This window comes from Domibacillus sp. DTU_2020_1001157_1_SI_ALB_TIR_016 (genome assembly GCF_032341995.1).
Classification (GTDB): Bacteria; Bacillota; Bacilli; order Bacillales; family Domibacillaceae; genus Domibacillus; species Domibacillus indicus_A.
Genome location: NZ_CP135438.1, coordinates 1,649,396 through 1,673,816, shown reverse-complemented (window position 1 = coordinate 1,673,816; position 24,421 = coordinate 1,649,396). Strand labels below are relative to the sequence as shown.

General features: G+C 40.2%; 24 protein-coding genes. 13 read left to right on the top strand and 11 right to left on the bottom strand.

Translation table 11 applies throughout. The features are described from left to right. From RRU94_RS07855 to ssuE, 4 genes are all read left to right on the top strand, one after another. The gene (locus RRU94_RS07855; RefSeq protein ID WP_315691974.1) at positions 1–135 is read left to right on the top strand and encodes a hypothetical protein; all 135 of its coding nucleotides are present in this window, start codon (positions 1–3) and stop codon (positions 133–135) included. 198 nt (positions 136–333) lie between these two features. Next, positions 334–762, top strand: a complete 429-nt coding sequence (locus RRU94_RS07850; protein WP_315691208.1) for a riboflavin kinase — start codon at positions 334–336, stop codon at positions 760–762. Further along, entirely contained in the window at positions 707–1,030 is a 324-nt protein-coding gene (locus tag RRU94_RS07845; protein WP_315691207.1) for a hypothetical protein, read from the top strand. Before RRU94_RS07850 ends, RRU94_RS07845 begins: the two co-directional genes overlap by 56 nt. A gap of 18 nt (positions 1,031–1,048) precedes the next feature. Then, complete coding sequence (gene ssuE, locus RRU94_RS07840; protein WP_315691206.1) at positions 1,049–1,594, top strand: NADPH-dependent FMN reductase; 546 nt, start codon at positions 1,049–1,051, stop codon at positions 1,592–1,594. Positions 1,595–1,830: 236 nt separating this feature from the next. On the opposite strand, the gene RRU94_RS07835 is transcribed toward ssuE, so the two are convergent. Continuing rightward, on the bottom strand, positions 1,831–2,412 hold the full coding sequence (locus RRU94_RS07835; RefSeq protein WP_315691205.1) for a cysteine dioxygenase family protein: 582 nt from the start codon (positions 2,410–2,412) through the stop codon (positions 1,831–1,833). Between the two features lie 347 nt (positions 2,413–2,759). Between RRU94_RS07835 and RRU94_RS07830 the strand changes: the two genes are divergently transcribed. From RRU94_RS07830 to RRU94_RS07795, 8 genes are all read left to right on the top strand, one after another. After that, the gene (locus RRU94_RS07830; RefSeq protein ID WP_315691204.1) at positions 2,760–3,635 is read left to right on the top strand and encodes a LysR family transcriptional regulator; all 876 of its coding nucleotides are present in this window, start codon (positions 2,760–2,762) and stop codon (positions 3,633–3,635) included. Positions 3,636–3,798: 163 nt separating this feature from the next. Then, positions 3,799–4,989 (top strand): CaiB/BaiF CoA transferase family protein, encoded by a 1,191-nt coding sequence (locus RRU94_RS07825; RefSeq protein WP_315691203.1) that lies wholly within the window; start codon positions 3,799–3,801, stop codon positions 4,987–4,989. A gap of 66 nt (positions 4,990–5,055) precedes the next feature. Beyond that, positions 5,056–6,141 carry an LLM class flavin-dependent oxidoreductase gene (locus tag RRU94_RS07820; protein ID WP_315691202.1) on the top strand — a complete coding sequence of 362 codons (1,086 nt, stop codon included), beginning with the start codon at positions 5,056–5,058 and terminating at the stop codon, positions 6,139–6,141. A 63-nt stretch (positions 6,142–6,204) separates the two neighbouring features. Then, positions 6,205–6,978 carry an ABC transporter permease subunit gene (locus RRU94_RS07815; RefSeq protein ID WP_315691970.1) on the top strand — a complete coding sequence of 258 codons (774 nt, stop codon included), beginning with the start codon at positions 6,205–6,207 and terminating at the stop codon, positions 6,976–6,978. 18 nt (positions 6,979–6,996) lie between these two features. Beyond that, entirely contained in the window at positions 6,997–7,767 is a 771-nt protein-coding gene (locus tag RRU94_RS07810; protein ID WP_315691201.1) for an ATP-binding cassette domain-containing protein, read from the top strand. Between the two features lie 80 nt (positions 7,768–7,847). After that, on the top strand, positions 7,848–8,591 hold the full coding sequence (locus RRU94_RS07805; RefSeq protein WP_315691200.1) for an enoyl-CoA hydratase/isomerase family protein: 744 nt from the start codon (positions 7,848–7,850) through the stop codon (positions 8,589–8,591). Between the two features lie 79 nt (positions 8,592–8,670). Beyond that, on the top strand, positions 8,671–9,438 hold the full coding sequence (locus RRU94_RS07800) for a class II aldolase/adducin family protein (RefSeq protein WP_315691199.1): 768 nt from the start codon (positions 8,671–8,673) through the stop codon (positions 9,436–9,438). Between the two features lie 37 nt (positions 9,439–9,475). Next, complete coding sequence (locus tag RRU94_RS07795; RefSeq protein ID WP_315691198.1) at positions 9,476–10,465, top strand: ABC transporter substrate-binding protein; 990 nt, start codon at positions 9,476–9,478, stop codon at positions 10,463–10,465. A gap of 771 nt (positions 10,466–11,236) precedes the next feature. Here RRU94_RS07795 and RRU94_RS07790 read toward each other — a convergent pair. The 7 genes from RRU94_RS07790 to RRU94_RS07760 form a co-directional block, all read right to left on the bottom strand. After that, positions 11,237–12,568 (bottom strand): LLM class flavin-dependent oxidoreductase, encoded by a 1,332-nt coding sequence (locus RRU94_RS07790; protein WP_315691197.1) that lies wholly within the window; start codon positions 12,566–12,568, stop codon positions 11,237–11,239. A gap of 35 nt (positions 12,569–12,603) precedes the next feature. Further along, a complete protein-coding gene (locus tag RRU94_RS07785) occupies positions 12,604–14,640 on the bottom strand; it encodes an ABC transporter ATP-binding protein (RefSeq protein WP_315691196.1) in 2,037 nt (678 codons plus the stop codon). 20 nt (positions 14,641–14,660) lie between these two features. Then, entirely contained in the window at positions 14,661–15,557 is an 897-nt protein-coding gene (locus tag RRU94_RS07780) for an ABC transporter permease (RefSeq protein ID WP_315691195.1), read from the bottom strand. 19 nt (positions 15,558–15,576) lie between these two features. Beyond that, positions 15,577–16,512, bottom strand: a complete 936-nt coding sequence (locus tag RRU94_RS07775; RefSeq protein ID WP_315691194.1) for an ABC transporter permease — start codon at positions 16,510–16,512, stop codon at positions 15,577–15,579. Between the two features lie 25 nt (positions 16,513–16,537). Next, positions 16,538–18,178: an ABC transporter substrate-binding protein gene (locus tag RRU94_RS07770; protein ID WP_315691193.1), complete on the bottom strand. Its 1,641-nt coding sequence runs from the start codon at positions 18,176–18,178 to the stop codon at positions 16,538–16,540. Between the two features lie 39 nt (positions 18,179–18,217). After that, positions 18,218–19,552, bottom strand: coding sequence for an LLM class flavin-dependent oxidoreductase (locus tag RRU94_RS07765; RefSeq protein ID WP_315691192.1), 1,335 nt, complete (start codon positions 19,550–19,552; stop codon positions 18,218–18,220). A gap of 122 nt (positions 19,553–19,674) precedes the next feature. After that, a complete protein-coding gene (locus tag RRU94_RS07760) occupies positions 19,675–20,058 on the bottom strand; it encodes a NifB/NifX family molybdenum-iron cluster-binding protein (protein ID WP_315691191.1) in 384 nt (127 codons plus the stop codon). Positions 20,059–21,393: 1,335 nt separating this feature from the next. Here RRU94_RS07760 and RRU94_RS07755 point away from each other — a divergent pair. Continuing rightward, the gene (locus RRU94_RS07755) at positions 21,394–21,921 is read left to right on the top strand and encodes an immunoglobulin-like domain-containing protein (RefSeq protein ID WP_315691190.1); all 528 of its coding nucleotides are present in this window, start codon (positions 21,394–21,396) and stop codon (positions 21,919–21,921) included. 276 nt (positions 21,922–22,197) lie between these two features. Here the strand turns inward: RRU94_RS07755 and RRU94_RS07750 are convergent, their stop codons facing one another. From RRU94_RS07750 to RRU94_RS07740, 3 genes are all read right to left on the bottom strand, one after another. Next, entirely contained in the window at positions 22,198–22,566 is a 369-nt protein-coding gene (locus RRU94_RS07750) for a DMT family transporter (RefSeq protein ID WP_315691189.1), read from the bottom strand. A 76-nt stretch (positions 22,567–22,642) separates the two neighbouring features. Then, positions 22,643–23,572 carry a TauD/TfdA dioxygenase family protein gene (locus RRU94_RS07745; RefSeq protein WP_410492940.1) on the bottom strand — a complete coding sequence of 310 codons (930 nt, stop codon included), beginning with the start codon at positions 23,570–23,572 and terminating at the stop codon, positions 22,643–22,645. Between the two features lie 13 nt (positions 23,573–23,585). Further along, positions 23,586–24,395, bottom strand: a complete 810-nt coding sequence (locus RRU94_RS07740) for an ABC transporter ATP-binding protein (protein ID WP_315691187.1) — start codon at positions 24,393–24,395, stop codon at positions 23,586–23,588. Positions 24,396–24,421: the final 26 nt, after the last annotated feature.

The window sequence follows — 24,421 nt, the reverse complement described above, 5'->3', positions numbered from 1 at the left end:
ATGAAATTTCTGCTGTTTTCATTCTATCGGCAGGCGTTTGGCCATCAATTTCAAAGTATCAGCGTAGATGGGCTTGAAGAAGCGGAACAGCAGGAGCAAATTATCCGTTTTGCAGAAGAAGTCATGCCCTTGTAAACAAGGAGCTGGCTGTATAAGGAAAAGAGTACAGAAAAAGCAAGTTTTTTTATAAAACCAACTTTACAAATAGGATTAATTGTTTTAAAATAAATTTAAATCTTACATGAGCCGTCTGGACCACTAGAGGCCTTTTACGTGAAACATATTCGTTTCACGTAAAAGGCCTCTTTTATTTTAAACAAAAGGGTGATTAACATGGCAGATGTACAGTATGTACAATGGATCAGCAAGCCGGCGATGGGCGGGGAGGTGGTTCATGGTATGAAGACCGGAAGAAAGCTTGGATTTCCAACGGCTAACCTCAGCCAGTCACCTGATTCGATTGAAAATGGTGTGTACGGCGTGCAGGTCCAAATTGAAGATGAACTACTGAACGGGGTTATGAATATAGGCGTAAAGCCGACATTTGGCTCTCGTTTTGAGCGCATCACAGAAATTCATCTCTTTGATTTCCAAGGTGATCTCTACGGAAAAAAGATCCAATGTGTGCCTCTCTTTCGGATTCGGGATGAACAAAAGTTTTCATCCTTTCATTCATTGCTGCAACAGATAAAGGAGGATGTAAACTATGCAAGAACTGTATTCAGCCGCCACGGCGCCGTTCAAAGACAGCGCATTTCTTAATTTGCCTAATACCCGGTTTTATGAATGGTGCCATAAGCAGTATGGGCTTAATCGGGGGGTGCTTAATACAATCGACAATTGGTTTTATGATTATGGAATTATCAACGTCATGTCCCGGCGTATCTATATGTTGGCTTTTTTGGACTATGTAAAAGAAGCAGGGCTTCGGAGCAATGGACAAAAATTTATAAAATTCGGGCATGGCGGTCTTTCAGAAAAGTTAAAAGAGTTTCTGGAGCTTCATGATGCCCACGCTTACAGCATTTAAAAGGAAAGGATGAATAAAATGACAAAAGCAGCAATTATCTATGGAGGCAACAGCAAGCAGTCCCGTTTAAAAGGAATTTTGGATAAAGCAGAATCTTATTTTAAAAAAGAGGGCATTGATACAGAAACCATTTTCGTTCACGATCTGCCGGCAGAAGATTTAATTTTAGCCAATTTTAATAGCGAGCCCATTTTAAAAGCAAATAAAACGGTAGAAGAAGCGGACATTGTAGTGGTGCTGACACCTGTCTACAAAGCCGCATACACTGGCATTTTAAAAACATATCTTGATTTGCTTCCCCAAAAAGGGCTGGAAGGAAAAACAGTTCTTCCGCTCGTTCTTGGAGGCTCGTTTGGCCACCTGCTGGCTATTGACTACGCACTGAAACCAGTTTTATCTGCTCTTGGCGCTACTAATATTTTAAGCGGTGCGTATGTACTTGATACACAAGTGGAAAAAACAGAAGACCTGGAATACATTCTGGCATCGGAAATTAGTGAGCGGCTGGACCGGGTGCTCACTTTATCGAAAGAAGAAGCCGGCCGTTATCTTGCTTTAAAATAAGAATATTTATTTGGTGATATTTGGAGAAATTTTCAGCTTGTATATAAAGCCTTTGTTTAGAAGGCTTTATATACAAGCTTTTTTGGCGAATGAACAAAAAAACGCATTGATCTATATTGAACATATGTGTCCAAATACATAAAAAGGACAAAATAGAACACCTGGCTTAGGCCCGGTGTTCTAGATTAGAGAGGGGGTGAAATTCCTTATAAATAGGAAAGAAACTATATTAGTGTTTAATGATAGATTGCCTCTTCATTTTCGTGTGCCGTAACAATAGTGCTTTTATTAAAGGACTCATTCTTATAAAGATTTCTTTTCTGCTTGCCGATGTCCGTACCGTATACATGTATGGTGATGGCTGGCTCATCAAATGGGTTGCGAACACTGTGGATGTCAGTATTTGGCGGGTAAACAAAGGAAATATCATTTTCTTTGGCAACAACCGTTTCAATTATTTCCAAGCGAAACTCTTCCTCGTTATTATGTGCTACTTTTCGATATCTGGTTTCTTCAATCTTTCCTTCATATATGCCTACCAGCCCCCAGACTAAATGATCATGAATTGGTGCGGTTTGTCCAGGACCCCAAATAAAGGCGACTATAGAAAAGGCTTCATCTTGTGGTTTATACAGTAAAAATTGACTGTACTTTTCGCTCTTCGGTTTTTTGTAGTGTTCTGGCAGCAGTCCTTTTGTATTTAAAAGGGTTTGAAAAGCCGGCTGCAATTGGTCAATAATTTCCCTGTTTGTTTTAAAATCTTTTAAAACTTTTCTTACAGAAGCCTCAAATTGCTGTAACGTGTTGTTTATACTCATTCGCTCACTTCCTTTAATCGTTTTTTTATCTTAATGCTTACAGGTGGTCTTTGTATTATCATAAAATCAATTTAGATTTTTGTATAATTGGAAAATGGAAACATATAATTCAAAAAAAATGATTTATCAGGCATTTTTTTATAAAGTTGACTTGAACTATCGGAATAATAGTAATAAAATAATGCTAACAAATAGTGGATATGCCAACTAGACAACTAGAGGCCGCTTGGATAATTACAAATTCAGGGGCTGCGTAGTTTAGTTATGTTTTAAAACCCAAAACCCCTGAATTTTCAGTTGAAAATTCAGGGGTTTTTTATTGAAAAACAAGAGGCAGGAGTGAAAGCATGGATCTACGAACAATTAAAACATTTTATACTATTGCCCGACTGGGAAGTTTTCAAAAAGCAGCAGATGAATTGATGTATGTGCAGTCTACTGTCACGATGCAAATTCAAAAACTTGAGACAGACCTCGGCGTAAAATTAATTGAGCGAGGTAAAAAAATACATTTAACAGATGCCGGAAGAGTTTTTTTTGATAAAGCAGATTTGCTATTAAGGGACTTGGAATACGTACAAAATACAATGCACGAGTGGGTACATGGAGAAGCGGGGAAAATCCGAATCGGAGCAATAGAACCTATGGCAATTTACCGGCTTCCTGAAATATTAGAACCGTTTAACAAAAAATATCCTAAAGTTCAAATTAGTATACAAGTTAATAATACACAAACTTTAACTAAGATGATCAAGGATGGTGAACTGGATATTGCTCTTTGTAATACGCCTGTGTTAGATCATACTACATTGTTTGAACCGCTTTTAACCGAACAGGTTTCTTTATTATTACCGGCTGCACACCATTTAGCAGAAAGAGACGAAATATACTTGGCAGACTTTAAAAATGAAAGGCTGTTGCTGGGAGCATTCGTTTGTAATTACCGAATAAATTTAGAAAAATCCCTTGTTGAAGCTGGCATTCAACCACAAGTAGGACTGGAGATCAATAGTATGTCCGCATTAAAGGAATATGTTCAGGCAGGACTTGGGATTGCTGTTATTCCAGATGTCATTATAAGAACTCCTCCTGTTGGCACAACGACTAAGAAAGTAGTTGATTTAAATGTGGGAGTAGTAACAGGGATTTTACGAAAAACAAACAATATAACGGCGGGAACGGCTATTGAACGATTAATTGCATTAATAAAAGAAAATTTTTAAGTTCAAACGATTCAAATTTTTTGAATGTACGGTTTCTAATTATCAATTATACAAGTGCTAAAACATGAGATATACTGAGTCAAAATAATCTTTTCCGAGTAAACAACTTAGTTAAATCGGTTAAGGGAATGTAAGTCATTGTAAAGTAGGAAAGGAGAATATGATGGGAGCTAATGAAAGTAAACCTTTAAGCGGCATTCGAGTTCTTGAATTTGGGCAGATTGCAGCAGGCCCTTACACTGGTATGTTATTAGCAGACTTGGGTGCAGATGTTGTGAAAATTGAAAGGCCTGATGGAGGGGATGGAATGAGGTCATGGCCGCCTTTTTTCGAAAATGGCGAGCAGGGAGATTACAGTGCTAACTTTTCGTCCCTAAACCGCAATAAGCGCAGTGTTTCAATTGATTTTAAAAAAGAAGAAGATCTTCAGTTACTGCATGAGTTATGTATGAATACGGATGTGCTAATTGAAAATTTCAGGCCGGGTGTCTTAAATAAATATCAGCTTGGCTATGATCAACTTGCCAAAGGAAATCCAAAGATTATTTACTGCTCTATTTCAGGATACGGACAGAAAGGGCCATTTGCGCAAAAAGGAGCATTTGATGTTACAATCCAGGCATTTAGCGGGTTAATGAGTGTTACAGGAGAAGAGGATGGACCGCCTGTAAAATGTGGTGTTCCAGTCGCTGACTTTGCGGCAGGGTTATACGCTGCATACAGCATAGCTGCATCTCTTCAAAAAGCCAGCCGAGAAGGAAAAGGGGCTTATATTGACTGCTCGATGCTCGGCAGTGTATTAGGAATTTCAGCTTTACAAACAAGTGAATATTATGGAAACGGCTTTGCTCCAAAACGCTTAGGAACAGCACATCCAAGAAATGCACCTTATCAAGGGTTTAACGGATGTGATAAGCCTTTCGTAATTGCCGCAGGAAATGACAAACTTTGGTACGAAGTTTGCGAAGCGACAAATTTAGTAGAGCTGTATGATGACGCTCGCTTTCGAACCCAAACATTACGTGCAAAAAATCAAAAAGAATTAAAAGAGATCTTACAAAGTGTTTTTGCTACAAAAAGTGCTGAAGAATGGCTGACGGAATTTGATCAAAGAGGCGTACCTTCTGCACCCGTTAACGATTTTCAGGAAGCGCTGGACAGTCCGGTTACAAAATCACTTGATATCATACAAGACATCGAATTGCCAAACGGCTCACAAACAAAAACAATAGGATTCCCAGTAAAATTATCGGACTATGAGTTTGAAACCTTCCGAAACCCGCCTTTAATTGGAGAACACAATCAGGAAGTAATAAACGACTGGCTGAGGGAAAAAAGTATACAAAGCAATTAAATTTACAATGGTGCAGTTTGAAAACCAAGTATTCTGATGGAATTAGTAAAAATGGAGGGATGAAAGATGGTTGAGTTTTTAACAATGTCTCCTACTTCTGGAGATGGAAATTATATTAAAACCCCTTGGGAAAGAGAGCCTTCCTTTGCTTATAATAGGCAAATTGCTCAAACTGCAGAACAAACAGGGTTTACTTCACTGCTGCTGCCTGTAGGTACGCAATGCTTGGATGCTTCAATTGTTGCTGCGTCATTAATTCAATCTACTGAAAAATTGAATTACCTGTACGCGGCGAGACCAGGCTTCATTAGTCCAACGGTTTTTGCAAAGCAATTCTCTACTCTTGATTATCTTTCAGGCGGCAGAGCAGTTATTAATGTGGTAACAGGGGGATCGCCAGAGGAACTTGAGAAGGATGGAGATAGCCTGCCTCACCATTTGAGATATAAACGGACAGAGGAATTTATTCATATTCTTAAACGTCTTTTTTCTGAAGAAGTAGTCAATCACACAGGAGATTTTTATTCATTTAAAAATGCTTCATTATTTCCAAAGCCTGTTCAACAGCCTCGGCCTCAGATTTATATGGGGGGTGCTTCTGAAGCAGGAAAGAAAGTAGCTGCAAAGTTGGCAGATGTCTATATGCTGTGGGGAGAATCACTAGAAAACACTAAGGTTCGTATTGAGGAAATGAAGAAGCTTGCGGATATAGAGGGGAGATCACTGCGTTATTCAGTTTCCCTGCAAGTTATATTAGGTGATACAGAGGAGCTTGCTTGGAAAAGAGCCCATGATTTAATCAGCCATGTAAAGCCTGAGGATATCGAGGGCAAAGAAAAAGGCAACGTCAGGGATGAATCGATAGGCCATAAACGATTAAATAAATTAATGGAAGGTTCCAGAGACAATAATTTTGTCATTGGGCCAAACCTGTGGGCAGGCTTAACACAAGTATTAAGCGGTAACTCTATTGCCCTGGTTGGCACACCTGATCAAGTGGCTGATCGTGTTGTTGAATACGTAGAACTTGGATTCGAAAAAGTTCTTTTAAGAGGATACCCTCATCTAGAAGTCATTGAATCAATCGGTAAAGAAGTGATTCCTAGAGTAAAGAAAAAATTAAATAAGCGTTCTCTTAAATTGCATGCATAATCGAATCTTTATTAATAGAAAGTAAATCTTCAGCACTCAAAAGGAGGGAACGACGTGAACAAAATGGGAGTCATTTCTTACAACAAAACAATAGCACCCTGGCTGCTGCCGTTTCTGCTTATTCTGTTTTGGCAGATACTGTCGCTGGCAGGCGTTATTTCACCGGATACTCTGCCGGCTCCATCCGCCATTGTGACGTCCGCATGGCAATTAATTGAATCGGGAGAGCTTTTTAAACATATACAAGTCAGCTTCAGCCGTGCTTTCACTGGTTTCTTAATCGGAGGAAGTATTGGACTTATTTTAGGAGTAGCCAATGGGGTTTCTCCTATAGCTAAGCAGCATTTAGATACAACGATTCAAATGTTTCGGAATATTCCGCATCTTGCTCTTATTCCCCTGGTTATTTTATGGCTTGGAATAGGAGAAGAAGCAAAGGTCTTTTTAGTAGCGATTGGTGTATTCTTTCCTATTTATGTGAATACGTATTACGGCATTATTTCGGTTGATAAGTCGTTAATTGAGATGGGAAAAGTATATGGATTGAGTAAGCGTAAATTAATGCTACGGGTCATTTTTAAAGGAGCATTGCCTTCTATCTTAGTAGGGGTACGCTATTCCCTGGGCATTATGTGGCTCACTCTTATAGTGGCTGAAACGGTAGCAGCTGACGCTGGCATAGGCTATATGGCTATGAATGCACGCGAATTTATGCAAATAGATATTGTGGTTGTCGCAATCCTGCTTTATGCCGTTTTAGGTAAACTGGCAGATTTTTCGGCAAAGTTACTTGAGTCAAGACTACTTAGGTGGAATCCAAGCTATAACAAACAATAAATGTGGAGGTGATGAGCAATGACTCCCAAGAAGCAAGGTGTTCATCTAGACATAAAGCATCTACGAAAAAAATATGGGAATACAGAAGTTTTAAAAGGCATTAATTTAACAATTGAACCTGGCGAGTTTGTTGCCATTGTCGGAAAAAGCGGCTGCGGTAAAAGTACGTTATTAAGGCATCTTGCCGGTCTGGAGACAGAGAGCAGCGGGGAAATTTCCTTGAACGGTGAAATTCTTCGTTCTTTAAACAAAAAAGCACGATTTATGTTTCAAGATGCTCGTCTTCTTCCGTGGGAGAAGGTAGCGGAAAATGTCGGTGTGGGATTAGGGCTTGTGGGCAATTGGAAAGATCAGGCGCTGTTTTCTTTAAAACAGGTTGGCTTAGAAGAAAGAGAAGGTGACTGGCCTTCCGTTTTATCAGGTGGACAGAAACAAAGAGTGTCTCTAGCCCGGGCATTAGTCACCAAACCACAGTTGCTTTTATTGGATGAGCCGTTAGGAGCACTTGATGCCTTGACAAGAATTGAAATGCAAGAATTGATTGAAGATATTTGGAAGGAACATCGGTTCACAGCTGTCTTGGTTACACATGATGTGTCAGAAGCGATCACACTCGCAGACCGGGTTATTTTGATTGAAGATGGAAAAATCACAATGGACCTTCAAGTTCCATTACCGAGACCACGGGAGCGTGGAAGCGCAGCTTTTGGCAAGTTAGAGAATAAAGTATTATCTCGTGTAATGAAAAAGGACTATCAAATACTTTTAGATGAGGTTACTACAGTATAACCAACAACTTTCAGCTGTAATAGCTCTTTATGTTTCAAATTCTATTATTCCACTAACTTTGGTATAGAAAAGGAGAGGTTATGAAAAGGATAAACGTTGCCATCCATGAAACTGGTTCATTAAAGAAAATAGTCCACCTTTCTTTAAACAGCCCTCAAAACTTAAATGCATTTGATTTGGCATTTTACGAAGAGTTAAAGACGTCTTTAGACAATATTGCAAATGACGAAGATACAGGCGTTCTGGTCTTGAGCAGTAATTTGACAAAAGCTTTTAGTACAGGAGTTGATGTGAAATATATTCAAACATTGACAAATCAAGCAGCAAGTCTGTTCTTTCAAAACGTATCAAACCTTCTAGAACAGCTGGTTTGCTTTCCAGTTCCGACTATAGCAATTATAAATGGATATGCTTATGGAGCGGGGGCTGACCTTGCCATTTCATGTGATCTCCGGGTTGCCAGTACCACAACGGAATTTCGATTCCCTGGGCCTAAATTCGGATTGATTTTAGGTACCAAGCGCTTAATTAATGAAATTGGCCCGTCAAGAGCACGCTTTCTTACTTTATCAGGTACAAAAGTAAAGGCAGCTACTGCTCAACACTATGGTCTTGTACATCGAGTTTGTGAAGAAGCTCAGGAAGCTTATGATACGGCTTTAAATTGGTCGAATACTTTATTGAAAATGCCGGCTGATACAGCGGGCGCTTTAAAGGAGTTATGTACAGGAGACAAAGAGTCATCTTCAAATTTAACGAGAGATTCGGTTCTTCAAGGAGATTTCCAGGAGAGGTTTCATCGTTATTTAGAAAAAACCAACTGAGTGCTGCCAAGTTGAAAAATAACAACTTACAGATTGAAAGATATGAATAAAAATTAAAAATACAGAGAGGAAGAATATTATGTCAACAAAAACACAGTCCATTTTTCAACAACCTGTTTTTAACAATGTGGAAGAGGAGCGTCAGCACCGAAAAGAAAGACTGGCAGGCGCTTTCAGAATATTTAATCAATTTGGCTTTAATGAGGGAGTGGCTGGTCATATAACGGTGCGGGACCCTGAAAAAACAGATCATTATTGGGTCAACCCGTTAGGTGTCCATTTTGCCTCTATGAAAGTGAGCGACTTGCACCTAGTTAATCATAAAGGAGAAGTAGTGGAAGGCAATCTTCCCATTAACCAAGCAGCTATCGCCATCCATTCACAAATTCATCAGGCGCGTCCCGACGTAATAGCAGCGGCACATTCTCATTCTCTTTATGGAAAAGCATGGTCCTCGCTAGGCCGGTTATTAGATCCAATCACACAGGATTCATGCGCCTTTTATCAGGACCACGGTTTATTTGATGACTTTAGAGGCGTAGTTTTAGATCAAAGTGAAGGGGAAAGGATTGCGGCTGCACTTAAACAGTACAAGGCTGTTATTTTAAAAAATCATGGCTTGCTTACTGTGGGAACAAGTGTAGATGAAGCGGCGTATTGGTTTATCGCAATGGATCGTGCGTGCCATGCGCAGTTACTTGCAGAGGCAGCTGGCTCACCTATTGCGATAGATCACGAAACAGCACTATTAACCCATTCACAAGTAAGCGGGTCGAACAGCGGCTGGTTTAATTTTCAGCAGCTTTGGCTCAAATTGGTGGAGGATGAGCCCGAAGTATTAAACTAATCGAAAAACATAATATTATATCCTGGGAGAGTTGAAAATGAAGAAAAAATTACTATATCCTTTTTTAGTTGCAAGCATGGTAACAGCCTTGGCAGGATGCGGACAAAATGATCAAGCAGCTGAGGTCAATGCGGATGGAGAAGTAGATCTTTCCAAGGTTACGTTAGTGCTGGGTGATCAGGCCGGGCTGACAAAATCAAAAGTAGAAGCTTCAAAAGTACTCGAAGGAACACCATACAAAGTAGAATGGGCAAGTTTTCAAGGAGCAGCACCTTTATTTGAAGCCGTAAAAGCAGGCTCTGTCGATACCGCACCTGCCGGAGATACCCCTGTATTGGCTGCTGCGGCATCCGGCGTGCCCATTAAAATCATTGCATCAAGTGTGTCAGCGGCTGAATCGGTTACTATTCTTGTTCAAAAGGATTCTCCGATAAAAGATGTAGAAGACTTAAAAGGAAAAGACATTGTTATTTCTTCTGCAAAGGGAAGTGTTTCTCAATATCTGGTGATTGAAGCATTAAAAGAAGTAGGGCTAACGACAAAAGATGTTAACATTAAATTTGTTCTTCCAACGGATGCAGCCGCTGCATTTAAATCAGGAGATATTGAAGTATGGGCTACTTTTGATCCGTATACGACCATTGCGGAAGATGATGGAGCAAGAGTACTGAAGGATGGGAAGGGCATTAACAGCGGAATTGGTTTTATTACAGCATCTGAAGAGGCGCTTGAAGACCCTGGAAAAAGAGCGGCACTTCAAGATGTGATCCAGCGATTCTCAAAAGCCTGGGATTGGGAGCAGGACAATAAGGAAGAATACGTGAAAATTTATTCAGATATCACTAGATTGCCAGAGGATGTTGCCCGTGAAATCAATAATAAAGTAAATGCTGATGTACGGCCTGTAAGCAACGAGGATATTGAAGCGGTTCAAAAAGTTGCTGATACATTTGCCGAGGAAGGAGTACTTGAAAAGCCGGTTGATGTAGCGGAAATAGTGGATAAAGAAATTTTCACTGAGGAATAATCCAGTTTAGAACTGGCAGCAAAAACAGTCACTCTGTTTTTGCTGCTGTTTTTATTGGCGTTTGTTAATGCTTGTTTACATAGGGCAACTGGCGGCTGCGCTTTCCTGCGGGGCGAACGCTGAACCAGCCGCCGCTTCGCGCTGCTCGTTTCAGCCTGTCCGCTCGTCCCGCGGGAGTCTTCGCCGCCATCCTCCGCCCGTTGCTTTTTAGAAAAGAAGCGATCACCAATGAATAGACACCGACTCTTTATTCTTTTTGATAAGGGAAGAATAACCAGCATGTTTGACACTTGCTGTTTTTCCTCCCCACAAAGGCGGCAGGCGCGGGGCGGAGACTCCTATGGGACTAGCGGGCAGATAAGATCGACGGAGCCGCAGATCGGTAAAGGTGAGCTTATCGCCTGCCCCATGGAACGCGCAGCCCTGCGAATGCCGCTGTTCCATTGCCTGGGCTAAGCGCTGTTCTCATACGCTTTTTCTGAAAAGTAGTATGGAAAATCATTTGCTCAACTTATATAGCACATCATTGTACACAAATCAGCAGCACCCGATCGTCTGATTGATAATCTTTTTTTGTGCTTCATTTGGATAAAATATTGAGAAACACTTTAAAGTTGAAGGGATCTTTTTCTTTTGCCAGCCCTGCCGCTAAGCAAGCTGGAAGTGAGGGTTTTCCGAGGGGGAATAATAAAAAATCGCAGCCGTACAACAATTGTTGTACGGCTGCACAGTATATTGATAGAATCTTTTGGATCGAATGTAGATATTCACTCAACTATAACGATTACGGGGAATATCCAGCCCTAAATGATCTCTTAGCATGTCACCGGTGTAATCTGACCGAAAGATCTGTTTCTTTTGCAATATAGGCACGACCAATTCCAAAAAATCATCCAAGCCGCCGGGCATATAAGGAGGGATCAAAATAAAACCGTCACAAGCTTCTTCTTTATACCATGTTTCTAATTCCTCTGCAATGAAATCCGGAGTGCCAACGAGAAGTGGGAAAGAGAGGCTGACTGCGTACCATTGAGCTGCTTCACCTAGTGTCAGGTTTTCTTGTTTTGCTTTTTTAAGTACGTATTCAAAACGTCCACGGCTTCCAGTAATTTTGTCTAATATATCTGGAAACGGAGAATCTGGATCATGAAGCGATAAGTCATAATTCATGCTGCCAGACATAAAGCTTAAAGCAGCATGCGGATTGATGAGCGTGCGTAATAATCGTTCTTTTTCTTTGGCTTCCTGAAGGGTTCGTCCTACGATCGGCATTAAACCTGGAAGTATTTTGACATCCTCTTTAGAACGGTGATTGGCAGCTACTTTTTCTTTAAACTGGTCGTAGAATATTTTTGCTTTTTCAAGAGTAGGAGAAACAGAAAAAATTAAATCGGCATTTTTCGATGCCGAAAGCTGAAAATCCTCTGAGGCCCCTGCTTGAATTATCAATGGCCGTCCCTGCGGTGACCTGGATACATTTAAAGGTCCTTTTACATTAAACCATTTTCCATCATGATTTGTGTAGTGTACTTTCGCTTTACGTGCGTATACTCCTTCGTGTTTATCTAGAATAAGTGCATCTTCTTCCCAGCTATCCCATAAAGAAGTCACAACTTCAATAAATTCTGTTGCTCTTTCGTATCTCGCAGAATGATCTAAATGTTGAGTTTTACCAAAATTTCTTGCTTCCGTATCACTTGTTGATGTGACCATGTTCCAGGCAACACGCCCTTTGCTTAAATGATCAAGCGTCGAGAACATTCTCGCAATATGATAAGGCTCTTGGTAGGTGGTAGAAGCGGTTGCTGCAAGACCAATCTTTTTGGTGACCGAACTTAATGCGGAGATTAAAGTAATGGGTTCTACAGATAAAACAAGCCGGTATGTAACAGACAAATCAAATGTTCCGCCATATAAATCATCGATTGCCAATTTGTCTGCTACAAAAAGCATGTCTAGTTTTGCGGCTTCTGCTTTATAGGCAAGATCTTGATAAAAATCGATATCTAGTTCATTGGCATTTTGAGCTTCAGGATGTCGCCATCCACCCATGTGAAGACCTGTTGAGGTCGCAAACAAAACTAAATGCATGGATTTGGCCATATATTATTCTCCATTCAAATTTGATAGAAAATCGTTCATAAAGGAAAATGGCATGCCACTTGATGGCCTGCTCCTCTGGATATTAAGTCAGGTGTTTCCTGTCTGCAAATCGCTTTAGCCGCTGGACAGCGGGTATGAAAGCGGCAGCCGGAGGGAGGATTAGCCGGTGATGGAATCTCACCGTTAATCGATACAAAGTTTCTTTTTTGTTTTGGATCCGCAATGGGAACCGCGGATAAAAGCGCTTTTGTATAGTGATGTGAAGGATGTTGAAACAGTTCATCTGCAGGGGCGATTTCAACGAGCTTCCCTAAATACATCACACCAATGCGATTTGAGATATGACGCATCACATCCAGACCATGGCCGATAAATAGATAAGTAAGCCCTAAATTATCCTGAAGATCTTGGAATAAATTAATGATTTGGGACTGTACAGATACATCTAAAGCTGAAACTGCCTCATCTGCTAGTATAAATTTCGGATTGAGTGCAATAGCACGTGCAATTCCAATTCTTTGGCGCTGCCCTCCCGAAAACTCATTTGGATAACGATCGTACCAGCTAGTGTTCAATCCCACAAGGTTCATGATATTTAGCACTTTTTCTTTTTGCTCTTTGCTGCTTAATGATTGGTGAACTCTGAAAGGCTCTCCAATGATGTCACCGATTTTCCATCTGGGATTAATAGAACCGTACGGATCCTGGAATACAACTTGCATGTCTGCTTTAGCCAGTTTTAAATCTCGTCTATTTAATGCGGCCAAGTTTTTCCCTTGAAAAAGAACATTTCCACTGCTTGCTTTTTCCAGCTGCAATAAAACGCGTCCTAATGTAGACTTTCCACAGCCGGATTCACCAACCAGTCCAAACGTTTCTCCTTTATGAATCGAAAAAGAGACATCATCCACTGCTTTGATATGTGTTTTAGTTGGCGGGAAATACCCTTTTTGAATCGGAAAATACTTTTTTAAATGAACGATCTCCACAAGGGGAGAAACGGTATCTTCATTGCTGCTTTCCATAATTTCTGGAAAATGTTTTTTATTTTCAATTATGGTTACTCCTGCCTCTGTGTCTGTCTGCTGAAAATCTTCATTCATTAATACATCTGCATGCCAGCAAGCCACCTTGCGTCCTTCATAAGACTTCAAAGGGGGTTCTTCTAATTTGCATTGGTCTGTTGCATAAGGACAGCGGGGATGAAACCGGCAGCCCTCTGGCGCATTTGATAGAGAGGGAATTGAACCTTTTATAGAGTAAAGCCGCTTTTTTTGCTCTCCGTTTGCCGGAACAATAGACTGAAGCAGCCCTTTGGTATAAGGGTGTGCTGGTTTGTCAAATAGTTGAACTGTCGGTGCCTCCTCAACTACTTTCGTTGAGTACATAACCACTACACGACCTGCAAGCTGGGCAGCGATTCCAAGGTCATGCGTGATTAAAAGAATCGAGAGGTTAAATTCCACCTTTAATTCCTGAAGCAAGTGAAGAATTTGTGATTGAGTGGTTACATCAAGTGCAGTTGTTGGTTCGTCGGCAATTAATAAATCTGGTTCCCCGGCTAAAGCAATGGCGATCATGACACGCTGAAGCATACCTCCAGAAAGTTCATAAGGATACTGTTTCATGCGAAGCTCTGCCTCAGGAATTCCAACTCTTTTTAACAATGTAACAGCTTTATCATGGGCAGTTGCCCGGTTTGTTTTGGAATGTCGTTTAATTACCTCTTTAATTTGGTAACCGATTGAATAAACCGGATCAAGAGCAGACATCGGCTCCTGAAAAATCATAGCCATTTTTTTGCCTCGAAGCTCGTTCATTTTTTGGGGCGTAAGTTTTGCTAAGCTTTGGCCATTTAGTTGAATATCCCCATGATTAATAACACCATTGTTAAAATCAATCAACCGCATAATCGATAGAGAAGTAATCGTTTTTCCGCTGCCAGATTCACCAACCAGGCAAAGAATTTCTCCCTTATTAATTTTCAAATCAACCTTATTAACAGCATTAATGAAGCCATTTTTTACTTTAAACCCGACAGATAACTCTTTAATATCTAATAAATGATTCATCACTTTCCTCCTTTAGCAGGTTAAGATACTCTCGATTGTTTAGGATCTAACCGATTTCGGAGTGCATCTCCAAGTAGATTCACCGCAACGACTAGCATGGTGATAGCAAAACCCGGAAAAGCAACAATCCACCAAGCAACTGTAATGTAACTGCGCCCTTGTGAAAGCAAGTATCCCCAATCAGGTATTTCCTGAACAACACCTAAACCTAAAAAGCTAAGCCCTGTTCCAATAAGAATGCTGCTGCCTATGCCAATCGTTCCCATAACAATTAATGGGGATAAACAGTTAGGCAAAATATGACGGATCACTATTTCAAAATGAGAAGTTCCAATTGACTGTGAAGCATCAATAAAAGGGCGATGTTTAAGAGAGATTACCTGACTGCGAATCACTCTTGTGTATCCTGGAGTCGCCGCAATACTTATGGCCAGAATGATGTTTACAAGGCTTGCCCCCATAGCAGACGAGATAGCGATCGCCAATAAAATATTAGGAATTGTCATCGCAATATCCATCATTCGCATACAAATAACATCAAAAAGGCCGCCTGTATAGCCAGCAACCAGCCCAATAATGGTGCCTGTCACTCCGGCTATCAATACTGCAGCCAGCCCGGTTATCAATGACTGCCTGGCTCCATATACGAGTAAACTAAAAATATCACGGCCAAACTGGTCTGTTCCAAGTATATGAGAGAAACTAGGAGGTTTCATAATAGCCTCAGGATTCATTTCTGTAACCGAGTAGGGAGCAATCCACTGAGGAAATAATGCGCATAAAACAATAAAAGCCAGCGTTAGTAAAGAGAGCCCGATAAGGGTACCAGACCACGTCATTTTTTTCTCATAACTAAAAACCTGTTTTTTATCAAATAGTGTTAAAGCTTTCTTTAAAGAACCTGTATTGGCTGACACATTTTTCACCTCATTTAGCTTAGCTTTTATTTACTGGCGCTCTCCGTATTCGTGGATCAATATAAGAGTAAGAAAGATCTACTAGTAAATTCACAACAATATACATAATAGCTGCAATTAAAATCGCTCCCTGAATCATAGGAATATCTTTTTGGTTAATAGCATCGACAACGACTCTTCCAATTCCTTGTCTGGAAAAGACCGTCTCTGTCACAACAGCACCAGCCAGCAGCTCCCCAACAAGAATACCAATAATTGTAATGGAGGGAAGGAGGGCATTTCGCAATACATGCTGATATACAACCATTTTTTCTGAAATTCCTTTTGCTCTAAGCGCTAACACAAATTGTTCATTCATAACTTCCAACATACTATTGCGAATCATTCTTGCCAGCAGCCCTGATCCTGCCACTCCAAGGCATACCGAGGGTAAGACTAATTGTTCAATACTTCCATTTCCAATAGCAGGAAACCATTTTAAATGAACGGAAAAAATTAAAATCAGAAGGATGCCAATCCAAAAGGTAGGCATTGAGACACTAAATAAGCTGAAAAACCGAAAAATGTAATCAAACCAGCTATTTTGATAAATAGCAGATAAGACACCGAATACTACTCCTATCAAAATGGCAATAAGACCACTTGCAAAAGTAAGGGCTAAAGTGGAAGGGAAATGAACCATCAACTTTTCAACTACAGGCTGATTGTCTACAAAAGAGCTGCCCAGGTCGCCACTTGCAATACCAGTTATATAAGACATATACTGCTCTCCGATAGGACGGTCTAAACCGAATTGTTTTTGAAGATGGTCCACACGCTCCTGACTTAGCGTTTCTCCTCCAATCATCCTGGCAGCATCGCCAGGAAGAATATGAAGAAGAAAAAACACTAAAGTCAGGGAGCCCCAAACAACCAGAATGGAAACAAGTAATCTTTGAAGAAGAAATTTCACCATCTCAAAGGCTCCCTTTCATTAGAGTTTATTGTTGAATCCAAGCATCGTAGAATACTGGGAAGGAAGGAGAATCAAACGTAATGCCGTTTACTTCGCTTCCTGTGGCAAAAGAATATTGAAAAAGGTAAGTTGGGATGGAATAAACATTCTTTATAATGTATTCTTGCGCTTTTTTATAGATTTCTTTTCGTTTATCAGGCTCACTTTCTAAATAGCCTTGTTCTAGCAGCTGGTTCAGTTCTTTAACATCAGTACGTGCCAAATTTTGTTTTCCAAGCGGTCCTTCGGATGAGAAAATTTGACGCATTACATCTGGATCTCCGGAAAACTGGCTGGCTGCTACTAAATCGTATTCACCGTTTTCCCGCCGTTCTGAGTAGGCGCCAGCTGAAAGAGAAATAATATTTAATTGTATTCCAGCCTGCTTTAGCTGTTGTTGAAAAACAGTCATCAAATCCATGCGTTTTTCACGATTCCCTTGTGTATCAATGAAGTCGATTTCCAAAGGTTTTCCGTCCTTGTTCCATATACCATCTTCCCCTTTTTTCCAGCCTGTTTCCTTAAGCAATTGAGCTGTTTTTTTCGGATCTGGCTTCCAAGAGTTCTCAACGGTATTGGTATAACCAAACATTGTAGGTGTAATGGGCGACCAGGCTTGTTCGGAAGTTCCTAAATAAACTGTTTCTACTGCTGATTTAATGTCCAGAGCGGAGCGGACGGCTTCTCTTACTTTTAAATCATTCCACGGGGTTTTAGCTGGGTTTAAATATAAAGAAAAATTAATTTGTCTTAACTCTGTTTCAAGTACGTTAAAGTTGCTGTCTTCTTTTAATGTAAGTAAATTCTGTGGCGGAATAATATCGGCTGCATGTACTTGTTTACTTTGTAGCACACCGACTCGTGTAGCTTCCTCAGGAACAAATTGAATAGTAAGCTTATCCAGATAAGCAGGCCCTTGGTGCGCAGCATTTTCTGGAGCCCAGTTGTAATCTTCATTCTTTACCAGCTCAACTTGCGTTCCGGGTGTGAACTTTTCCAACTTGAATGGACCGGTGCCAACTGGGTTTTGTGGAAACTTATCTCCGTATTTTTCTACAGCAGCCGGAGAAACGAAACCAAGGTCAGATTTTGCCGCATTACTTAAAAAAGGAGAAAAGGGGGCAGAAAAATTAATTTTCACTGTAAACTCATCAAGTACTTCTGTTGATTCGTAGGGGCCAATTTCATTTAATGAGTTTGATGCTTTAGTATTTGGATCTTTAATTCGGTCAAAGTTGAATTTTACAGCCTCTGCATTAAAAGGTGTTCCATCATGAAAGGTAACATCTTCTCTAAGCTTAAAAGTATAGCTTTTTTTGTCTTCGGAAATCTCCCATGAAGTGGCTAGCCATGGTTTAATTGTATGATCCGGCAGTTCAACCACTAAACTATCATAGAGAGATCTTGTCACCCGGCCGTTCTGGGCATTTCCGGATTTATGAGCATCTAAGTTATCCTCTGTAACGGTGCCAGCCAAAGCCCATTTTAGCTCTCCACCCGGTGTAACCTTGCCCTTTGAAGAAGCTGAGCCAGGAGCGTCTGTATTCGAATCATTGTTAGAGCATCCGGCGATAAACAAGGAAAAGACGAGAAATATTGCGGCAAAATGGATAAATGTTTTTTTCATTTTGACTCCTTTCAAGTAGTTAAACTACACCAGTATTCATTAAAGAGGTTTAGACGCTACTTTCTGTGCATAGCGATTTTCCGGGATTGTAAGGCCTAAATTTCCTCGTAAAGTGTCTTGATCGTATTCAGTTCGGTATAAGCCGCGTTCTTGTAAAATGGGCACTACCCGGTCCACAAATTCAGGCAGTCCTTTCGGCGTGGCAGCGCCAATAATAAAACCGTCGGATGCTTCTTCTTCAAACCACTGTTCGATAAGATCGGCGACTTTTTCTGGTGTTCCCACAAATTGTCCTTTTGGAGTGGCAAACTCCAATGCTACCTCGCGCAATGTCATGTTGTTTTCTTTTGCCCGTTTTTTAATTTTTTCAGATGTACCCCGGTGGCTGTCATTTCCCAGGTCACCCAGGTCAGGGAAAGGTTCATCAAGCGGATATCCTGAAAAATCAAAATCATTGAAAGGTCTTCCTAAGGCAACGACAGCTTTCTCGATTGTTACAAGGTTGGCAATTTCCTGATACTTACGGTCGGCTTCTTCTTGTGTATCTCCGATAATTGGAATGATACCTGGCAGTATAGAGATGTCATTCTGGTTTCTTCCAAATTCTTTCGCTCTTATTTTTACATCCGCATAATACACTTTTGATTCTTCGATATCATCATGTCCTGCAAAAATGGCATCAGCATTCTTCGCGGCAAAGTTTCTTCCATCCTCAGATGTGCCTGCTTGGAAGATTACCGGCTGTCCCTGTTTAGAACGGGCGATATTTAAGGGGCCTTTAACAGAGAAAAATTCACCTTTATGGTTTAAAGTATGCAATTTTTCTTTATCAAAAAAGACCCCTGTTTCCTTGTCATAGATAAATGCGTCATCTTCCCATGAGTCCCATAACCCTTTGGTCAGTTCTAAGTATTCAGCCGCAATTTTATAGCGTTGTGCATGAGGGGGATGGGAGTCTTTGCTATAGTTTGCTGCAGAGCCTGAGAGCCAGGAGGTAACTACATTCCATCCGGCTCTGCCGTGGCTGATATGGTCCAAAGAGGCAAATTGCCTCGCGATCGTATAAGGCTCACTGTAACTGACCGAAACTGTTCCCACTAATCCAATATGATTGGTTACGGCGGCAATAGCAGAGAGAATCGTAATAGGCTCAAAACGATTCAAGTAATGTGGACTTGAGTTTTCTGTTATAGAAACACTGTCTGCAATAAATACAAAATCAAATTTGCCCTCTTCTGCTTTCTGTGCTTGTTGTTTATAAAAATCAAAATTTGTGCTGGCATTTGGCAAGGAGTCCGCGTGACGCCAGTCTGCCCAGCCTCCGCCAACACCATGTATCATTGCACCAAGTTTTAATGTTCTTTTACCGGCCATTTAAGTTCCTCCTCATTTGCTTGCAGGTGATCATTAAGAATCTGCTGAGTTACAGCGGTATAAAAGGTGAAAATAAGATCGGAATATCTTACTTTACACCTATCTTTCAAATAACTGGTGAATTATAAATTACTGTCTGCCTGTACATAACTTGGAACAATCTCTTTTTCTGGCAAGGTATTCTGGAATGGAAGAGGCTGGTTTTGTATTAACGCTTGGAATGCTTGAAAACTTGTGTAAGCATTCAAACGGTAAAATTGTATGTTTTGGCTTTTTGCTTTTTCATACGATAGTTCACAAAAAGTTTCGGGAGGGGCAACAAAGACGGCTGCTCCTTTATCAATAGCCAGCGATAATGCTGCTCCGCGTCTGCCCTCGGTTAAATCAACCGCCGGGTTATGAAAATCTTCATGCGTATTTGTTTCTGTGTTATAAACTCGAATAACACTTCCATCAATAATGGGTACGATATTTTCTTTTTGATCAATGACAACTGCTACTAACATAGATTTTTCCCCTTTCTTATTTACATCTAATATTTAATAAACAAAATTAAAGCCCAAGCAGATATTAATTTTTAGTTATCCGATTGGATTAATTTGAACTAAATATAATACAGTTTTGGGGGTTTGTATAATTGGAAAAAACGAAAAGTAAATTCAATAATATTGAAGAAAAGCAGTGAATTAGAGGGTAGATCATCGGGTTGGGACAGTGACTATATATAAGTGATAAAGATTTAGGTAGTAGAGACAAAATTCTTCAGTCGAGGGTTATTCACTGAGGGCAATGACCGTTCTCGGATAAAAGAAAGACTGGGTGTCCAATAGCCGGATTTCAGATGCAATATGAGGTATTTATAAAAGAGGCCGTTAGCACCTGAAAATCAGGATTTACAGAAGGCAAGTGCGAGGTGGTTACTTTTCAAGTAAGCTGTTGGAGAAAGTTAAGATACATAACATGAATCGACAGATTGAAGGACCGCTGCCCGAGCTGAGCCGTGCAAGTATAACTAGATCCATAGCTTGTGCACTTTAAGGGGATTATTGCGGTTATTGGTGAGAGATACCGATACCATTTTCTGGATCCTCGAGCATACGCCATATTTTAGAACACGAACCCCTTTACTTGGCCGTTAGGTAAGCGGGGATAGGTCAAAATTCTTTAAAAGGTCAAACACTTTTAACTATTCGAGGATGATTGAGAAAAAGTTCTTTTTTAAACAGGCAAATATCCTAATGCCAGCGCATACAATCATAGTATTCAATAGATCAGCCCAAAGTACTTGAATATACATCAATTAAAAGCCAATTAAATCGGTGAAAACGTTAATCTAGCGTTTTGGAATACAGGTGAAAAAGAGGCTTTTCCACTTGGAGATCGACTTAGATAGTCGATTTAAAGAAGGTGGAAGGAGTAAACATTACTGAAAAACAATTTGATGAACGATAGCAATAGATTAACTAGGTCCAAGTTACTACAAAGAATTAAACAAACATTAGCGGTTCCAATTAGAAAATTGAAGCAGGTGAAAGTTGAATAAATGCCGATCAGACTAACTGAAGGCAGACGCTTTTCACACATTGTTAAAAGCGGTCTGTCTTTTTTTGTATGGATAAATCTCAGAAAAGAGGCTTTGGCAATGTGAAAAGCGGCCTTAAAGCCTTTAGGGCATTAACCGGGCAGCAGCTGTTTTAGCAGGATGCAGCTACATGAGCACAGCCTGCAGGGCAGCCAAAGATAAACCATATCATTCATCAAGCAGTCTTCCATTAAAATAATTTCTTTGCATCTTATTCATAGTGAGAAGCTGATATGCTTACAAGGAAGGAGGATTTATAGTGAATAAACAGCATTTTATTTTACTGTTTTTAATCATAAACGTATTTTTATTGACTGCGTGTCAGATAAGCGACTTTAAAAAGGTGGTAACAGCTGATGAAAAACAGGATAAAGTAGCACCTATCCAGCATATTACACAATCAAAAGATAATGTCACATTAAAGATCGAAAAAAAGCAGGATGAAATATCCCTAAATGAATTAACCATTACAATATTAAATGAAAGCAAATTTGCTCTTGTACCTGGTGAACGTTTTGCGATAGAAAAAAATATTGATGGTGTTTGGTACTCTGTTCCAATTCAATTAAAAGCCCTTCAAAAGGGAGACTTTTTTATTCGTCCGGAGGAAGCTTTTGCGCAAACGGTTTCTCTTGATCCTTATCTAGAAAATGATCTTCCTCCGGGAAAATACCGGCTCGTAAAGTTTTTTGGAGAGCTGATGGAGCCTAATTCAGACAACAACAGGAAAAAACTTATACTCGCGGTTCCTTTTAAGGTTGTTCGTAAGAGTCTTTCCGTCGAATGAAACGCGAAAGGCTATTAAAATTAAGCTGCCGGGAAGTGATCAAACTGAATGAGGAGGGGGAAGAGGAAGTGAAGTCACGAGCGGTAAAAAATACTTTTGGCTATGTGTTGAATGTTATGAAAAACATCAAAAAAACAAACGTGATATATTTGGTTTTATTTTATGGACATGATAAAGCCGCTCAGCACATTCATTTACTAAAGCGGCTATTATTTTGTCCTGTTTTGAATCTTCTTCTAAATAAGCTGAATCCCAAGCAAAACCACTCTTGGGCCATTATTTTTTTACTTCTTCCATTTCTGCTTGTTTTTTTGCCGTTTCCCCGTGAACATCGCCGCCAATATTCAAGCCTACAACACCTAAAATGATCAGTAGGATCGAAAGAACTTTAATGAATGACAGCTGTTCTTTGAAGTAAATCAGTCCAATTACGGTGATGGTGGCAGTACCGACTCCTGACCATATGGCATACGCAATACTGACGTCAATTTTTTTCAATGACAGGGTGACAAGAGAGAGACTTAACCCGTAAAATACAAAGATTGAAATAGAAGGGAGCAGTTTCGTAAACCCTTCTGAAAGCTTCATAGAAGTCGTACCAATGATTTCTGCGAATACGCCTAATATTAAAAATAGCCAGCTCATAATCATAACTCCTTTTCTTAAATAGCAAACAAAGAACGAATGAAGAGTGTGTACACCCTTCATTCGTTCTTGATCATTAATATGGGCGATCTCCTGAGATTGTCACACGTTCTGCTTTTCGATTATAAGGGAAATAGTCAGACACGGCATAGTGCTGAGTTGCCCGATTATCCCAAAAAGCGACGGTATTAGCCTCCCAGTGAAAGCGTACCTGATATTCAGGAATATGAGTCTGACGGAATAAAAAGCGCAGTAATTCTTCACTTTCCGCTTCCCCCAGCCCTATAATTCTCGTTGTAAACGACGGATTGACAAACAAAATTTTTCTTCCGGTTTCCGGATGCGTTCGAACGACTGGATGGGCAACGGCAGGGAATTGCTGCTGTTTTTCTAAAAGCTCTTCAGCACTCAGTAAATGGCTGAATGCAGGGGTAAAGTCGTGAAGAGCCTGTAGTGATTCGATGCGTTTTTTGATATCATCAGACAAGTTGTCGTAAGCAGCCCCCATATCAGCCCATAGTGTATCTCCGCCAACGGGAGGAACGTCAATTAATCGAAGAACGGCTGCTTTAGCCGGTTTTTCTCGAAATGAGACATCAGAATGCCAGATATTTTCATATCCTTTTTGTTTTTGATTCCGGTTAAATTGAATGACTTTATCTGACCGGTTTTCAGGCGCTTTATAAAATGGATGAATTTCAAGTTCACCAAAGTTTTTGGCAAAAGCAATTTGCTGCTCGGAGGTAATATCTTGATTTTTAAAGAAAATAACCTTCCATTCTAAAAGGGCATCGTTTATTTCTTCTTTTAATTTTGTTGTTAATGGCTTCGATAAATCAACCCCTTCAATGACAGCCCCAATAACAGGGCTTAGCGGCTGAATCGTAAACAGAGAATAGTGTTGAATGTCTTTATCTGTATTTCTTACCAGCTGTTTTGGTCCTTCTTTATCTTCTCTTCCTTCGAAATGAAGTGGACGCGGATACTCTGGGAATACTTTTGCCACGCTGATCATCCTTTCAACTCTTTTTTATTGAATTAATCAGGTAAGTTCTTAATTCCTGAAATTCCTCAGTTTTAAAGTCAACTGGATTTTTAGCATTTCTTTTTAACGGATTTTGGAAATCAATTGTAATGCGCCCTGGATTTGGCTGCATGACTAAAATTCTAGTCCCGAGGAGAAGCGCTTCATCCACATCATGCGTAATAAAGAAAATGCTTTTTTTCGTCTTCTGCCAAATGGACAGAAGGTGATGCTGCATTTTTTCACGGGTTAATGCATCAAGTGCGCTAAAGGGTTCATCCATTAACACTGCCTTTGGGTCAGCAGCGAGTGTTCGTGCGATTGCTGCTCGTTGCTTCATGCCCCCTGACAGTTGGTGGGGAAGCAAATCCCCTGACGTTTGAAGATCCACTAAATGCAGATAATAGCTAACTAATTTTTCTCTTTTTTCTTTCGGCAGGCCCTTCATTTTTAATCCGAAACCAACGTTATCTTTAATCGTCATCCAAGGAAATAAATTATGATGCTGGAAGACAACACCTATATTTGCATTTGGCCTGGTGTATGGCTTCCCATTTAGAAAAACACTGCCAAGCGATGTTTTTTGGAATCCTGCAATAATGTTTAACAAGGAAGATTTACCGCATCCTGATGGACCAAGCACACAGACAAACTCATTTTCGTATAAATTGAGCTGGATATCCTGCAGGATAGGTGCCTGTTTTGGTGAATACTGCAGCGTTAAATCTTTTACTTGGATAATTTTTTTGTGCTGCCCTTGTTCATATTGTTCCTGTTCAAACGGCAAAACGGTTGATGTTGCCATGCCTTTCACGTCCCTTCTTATAAACA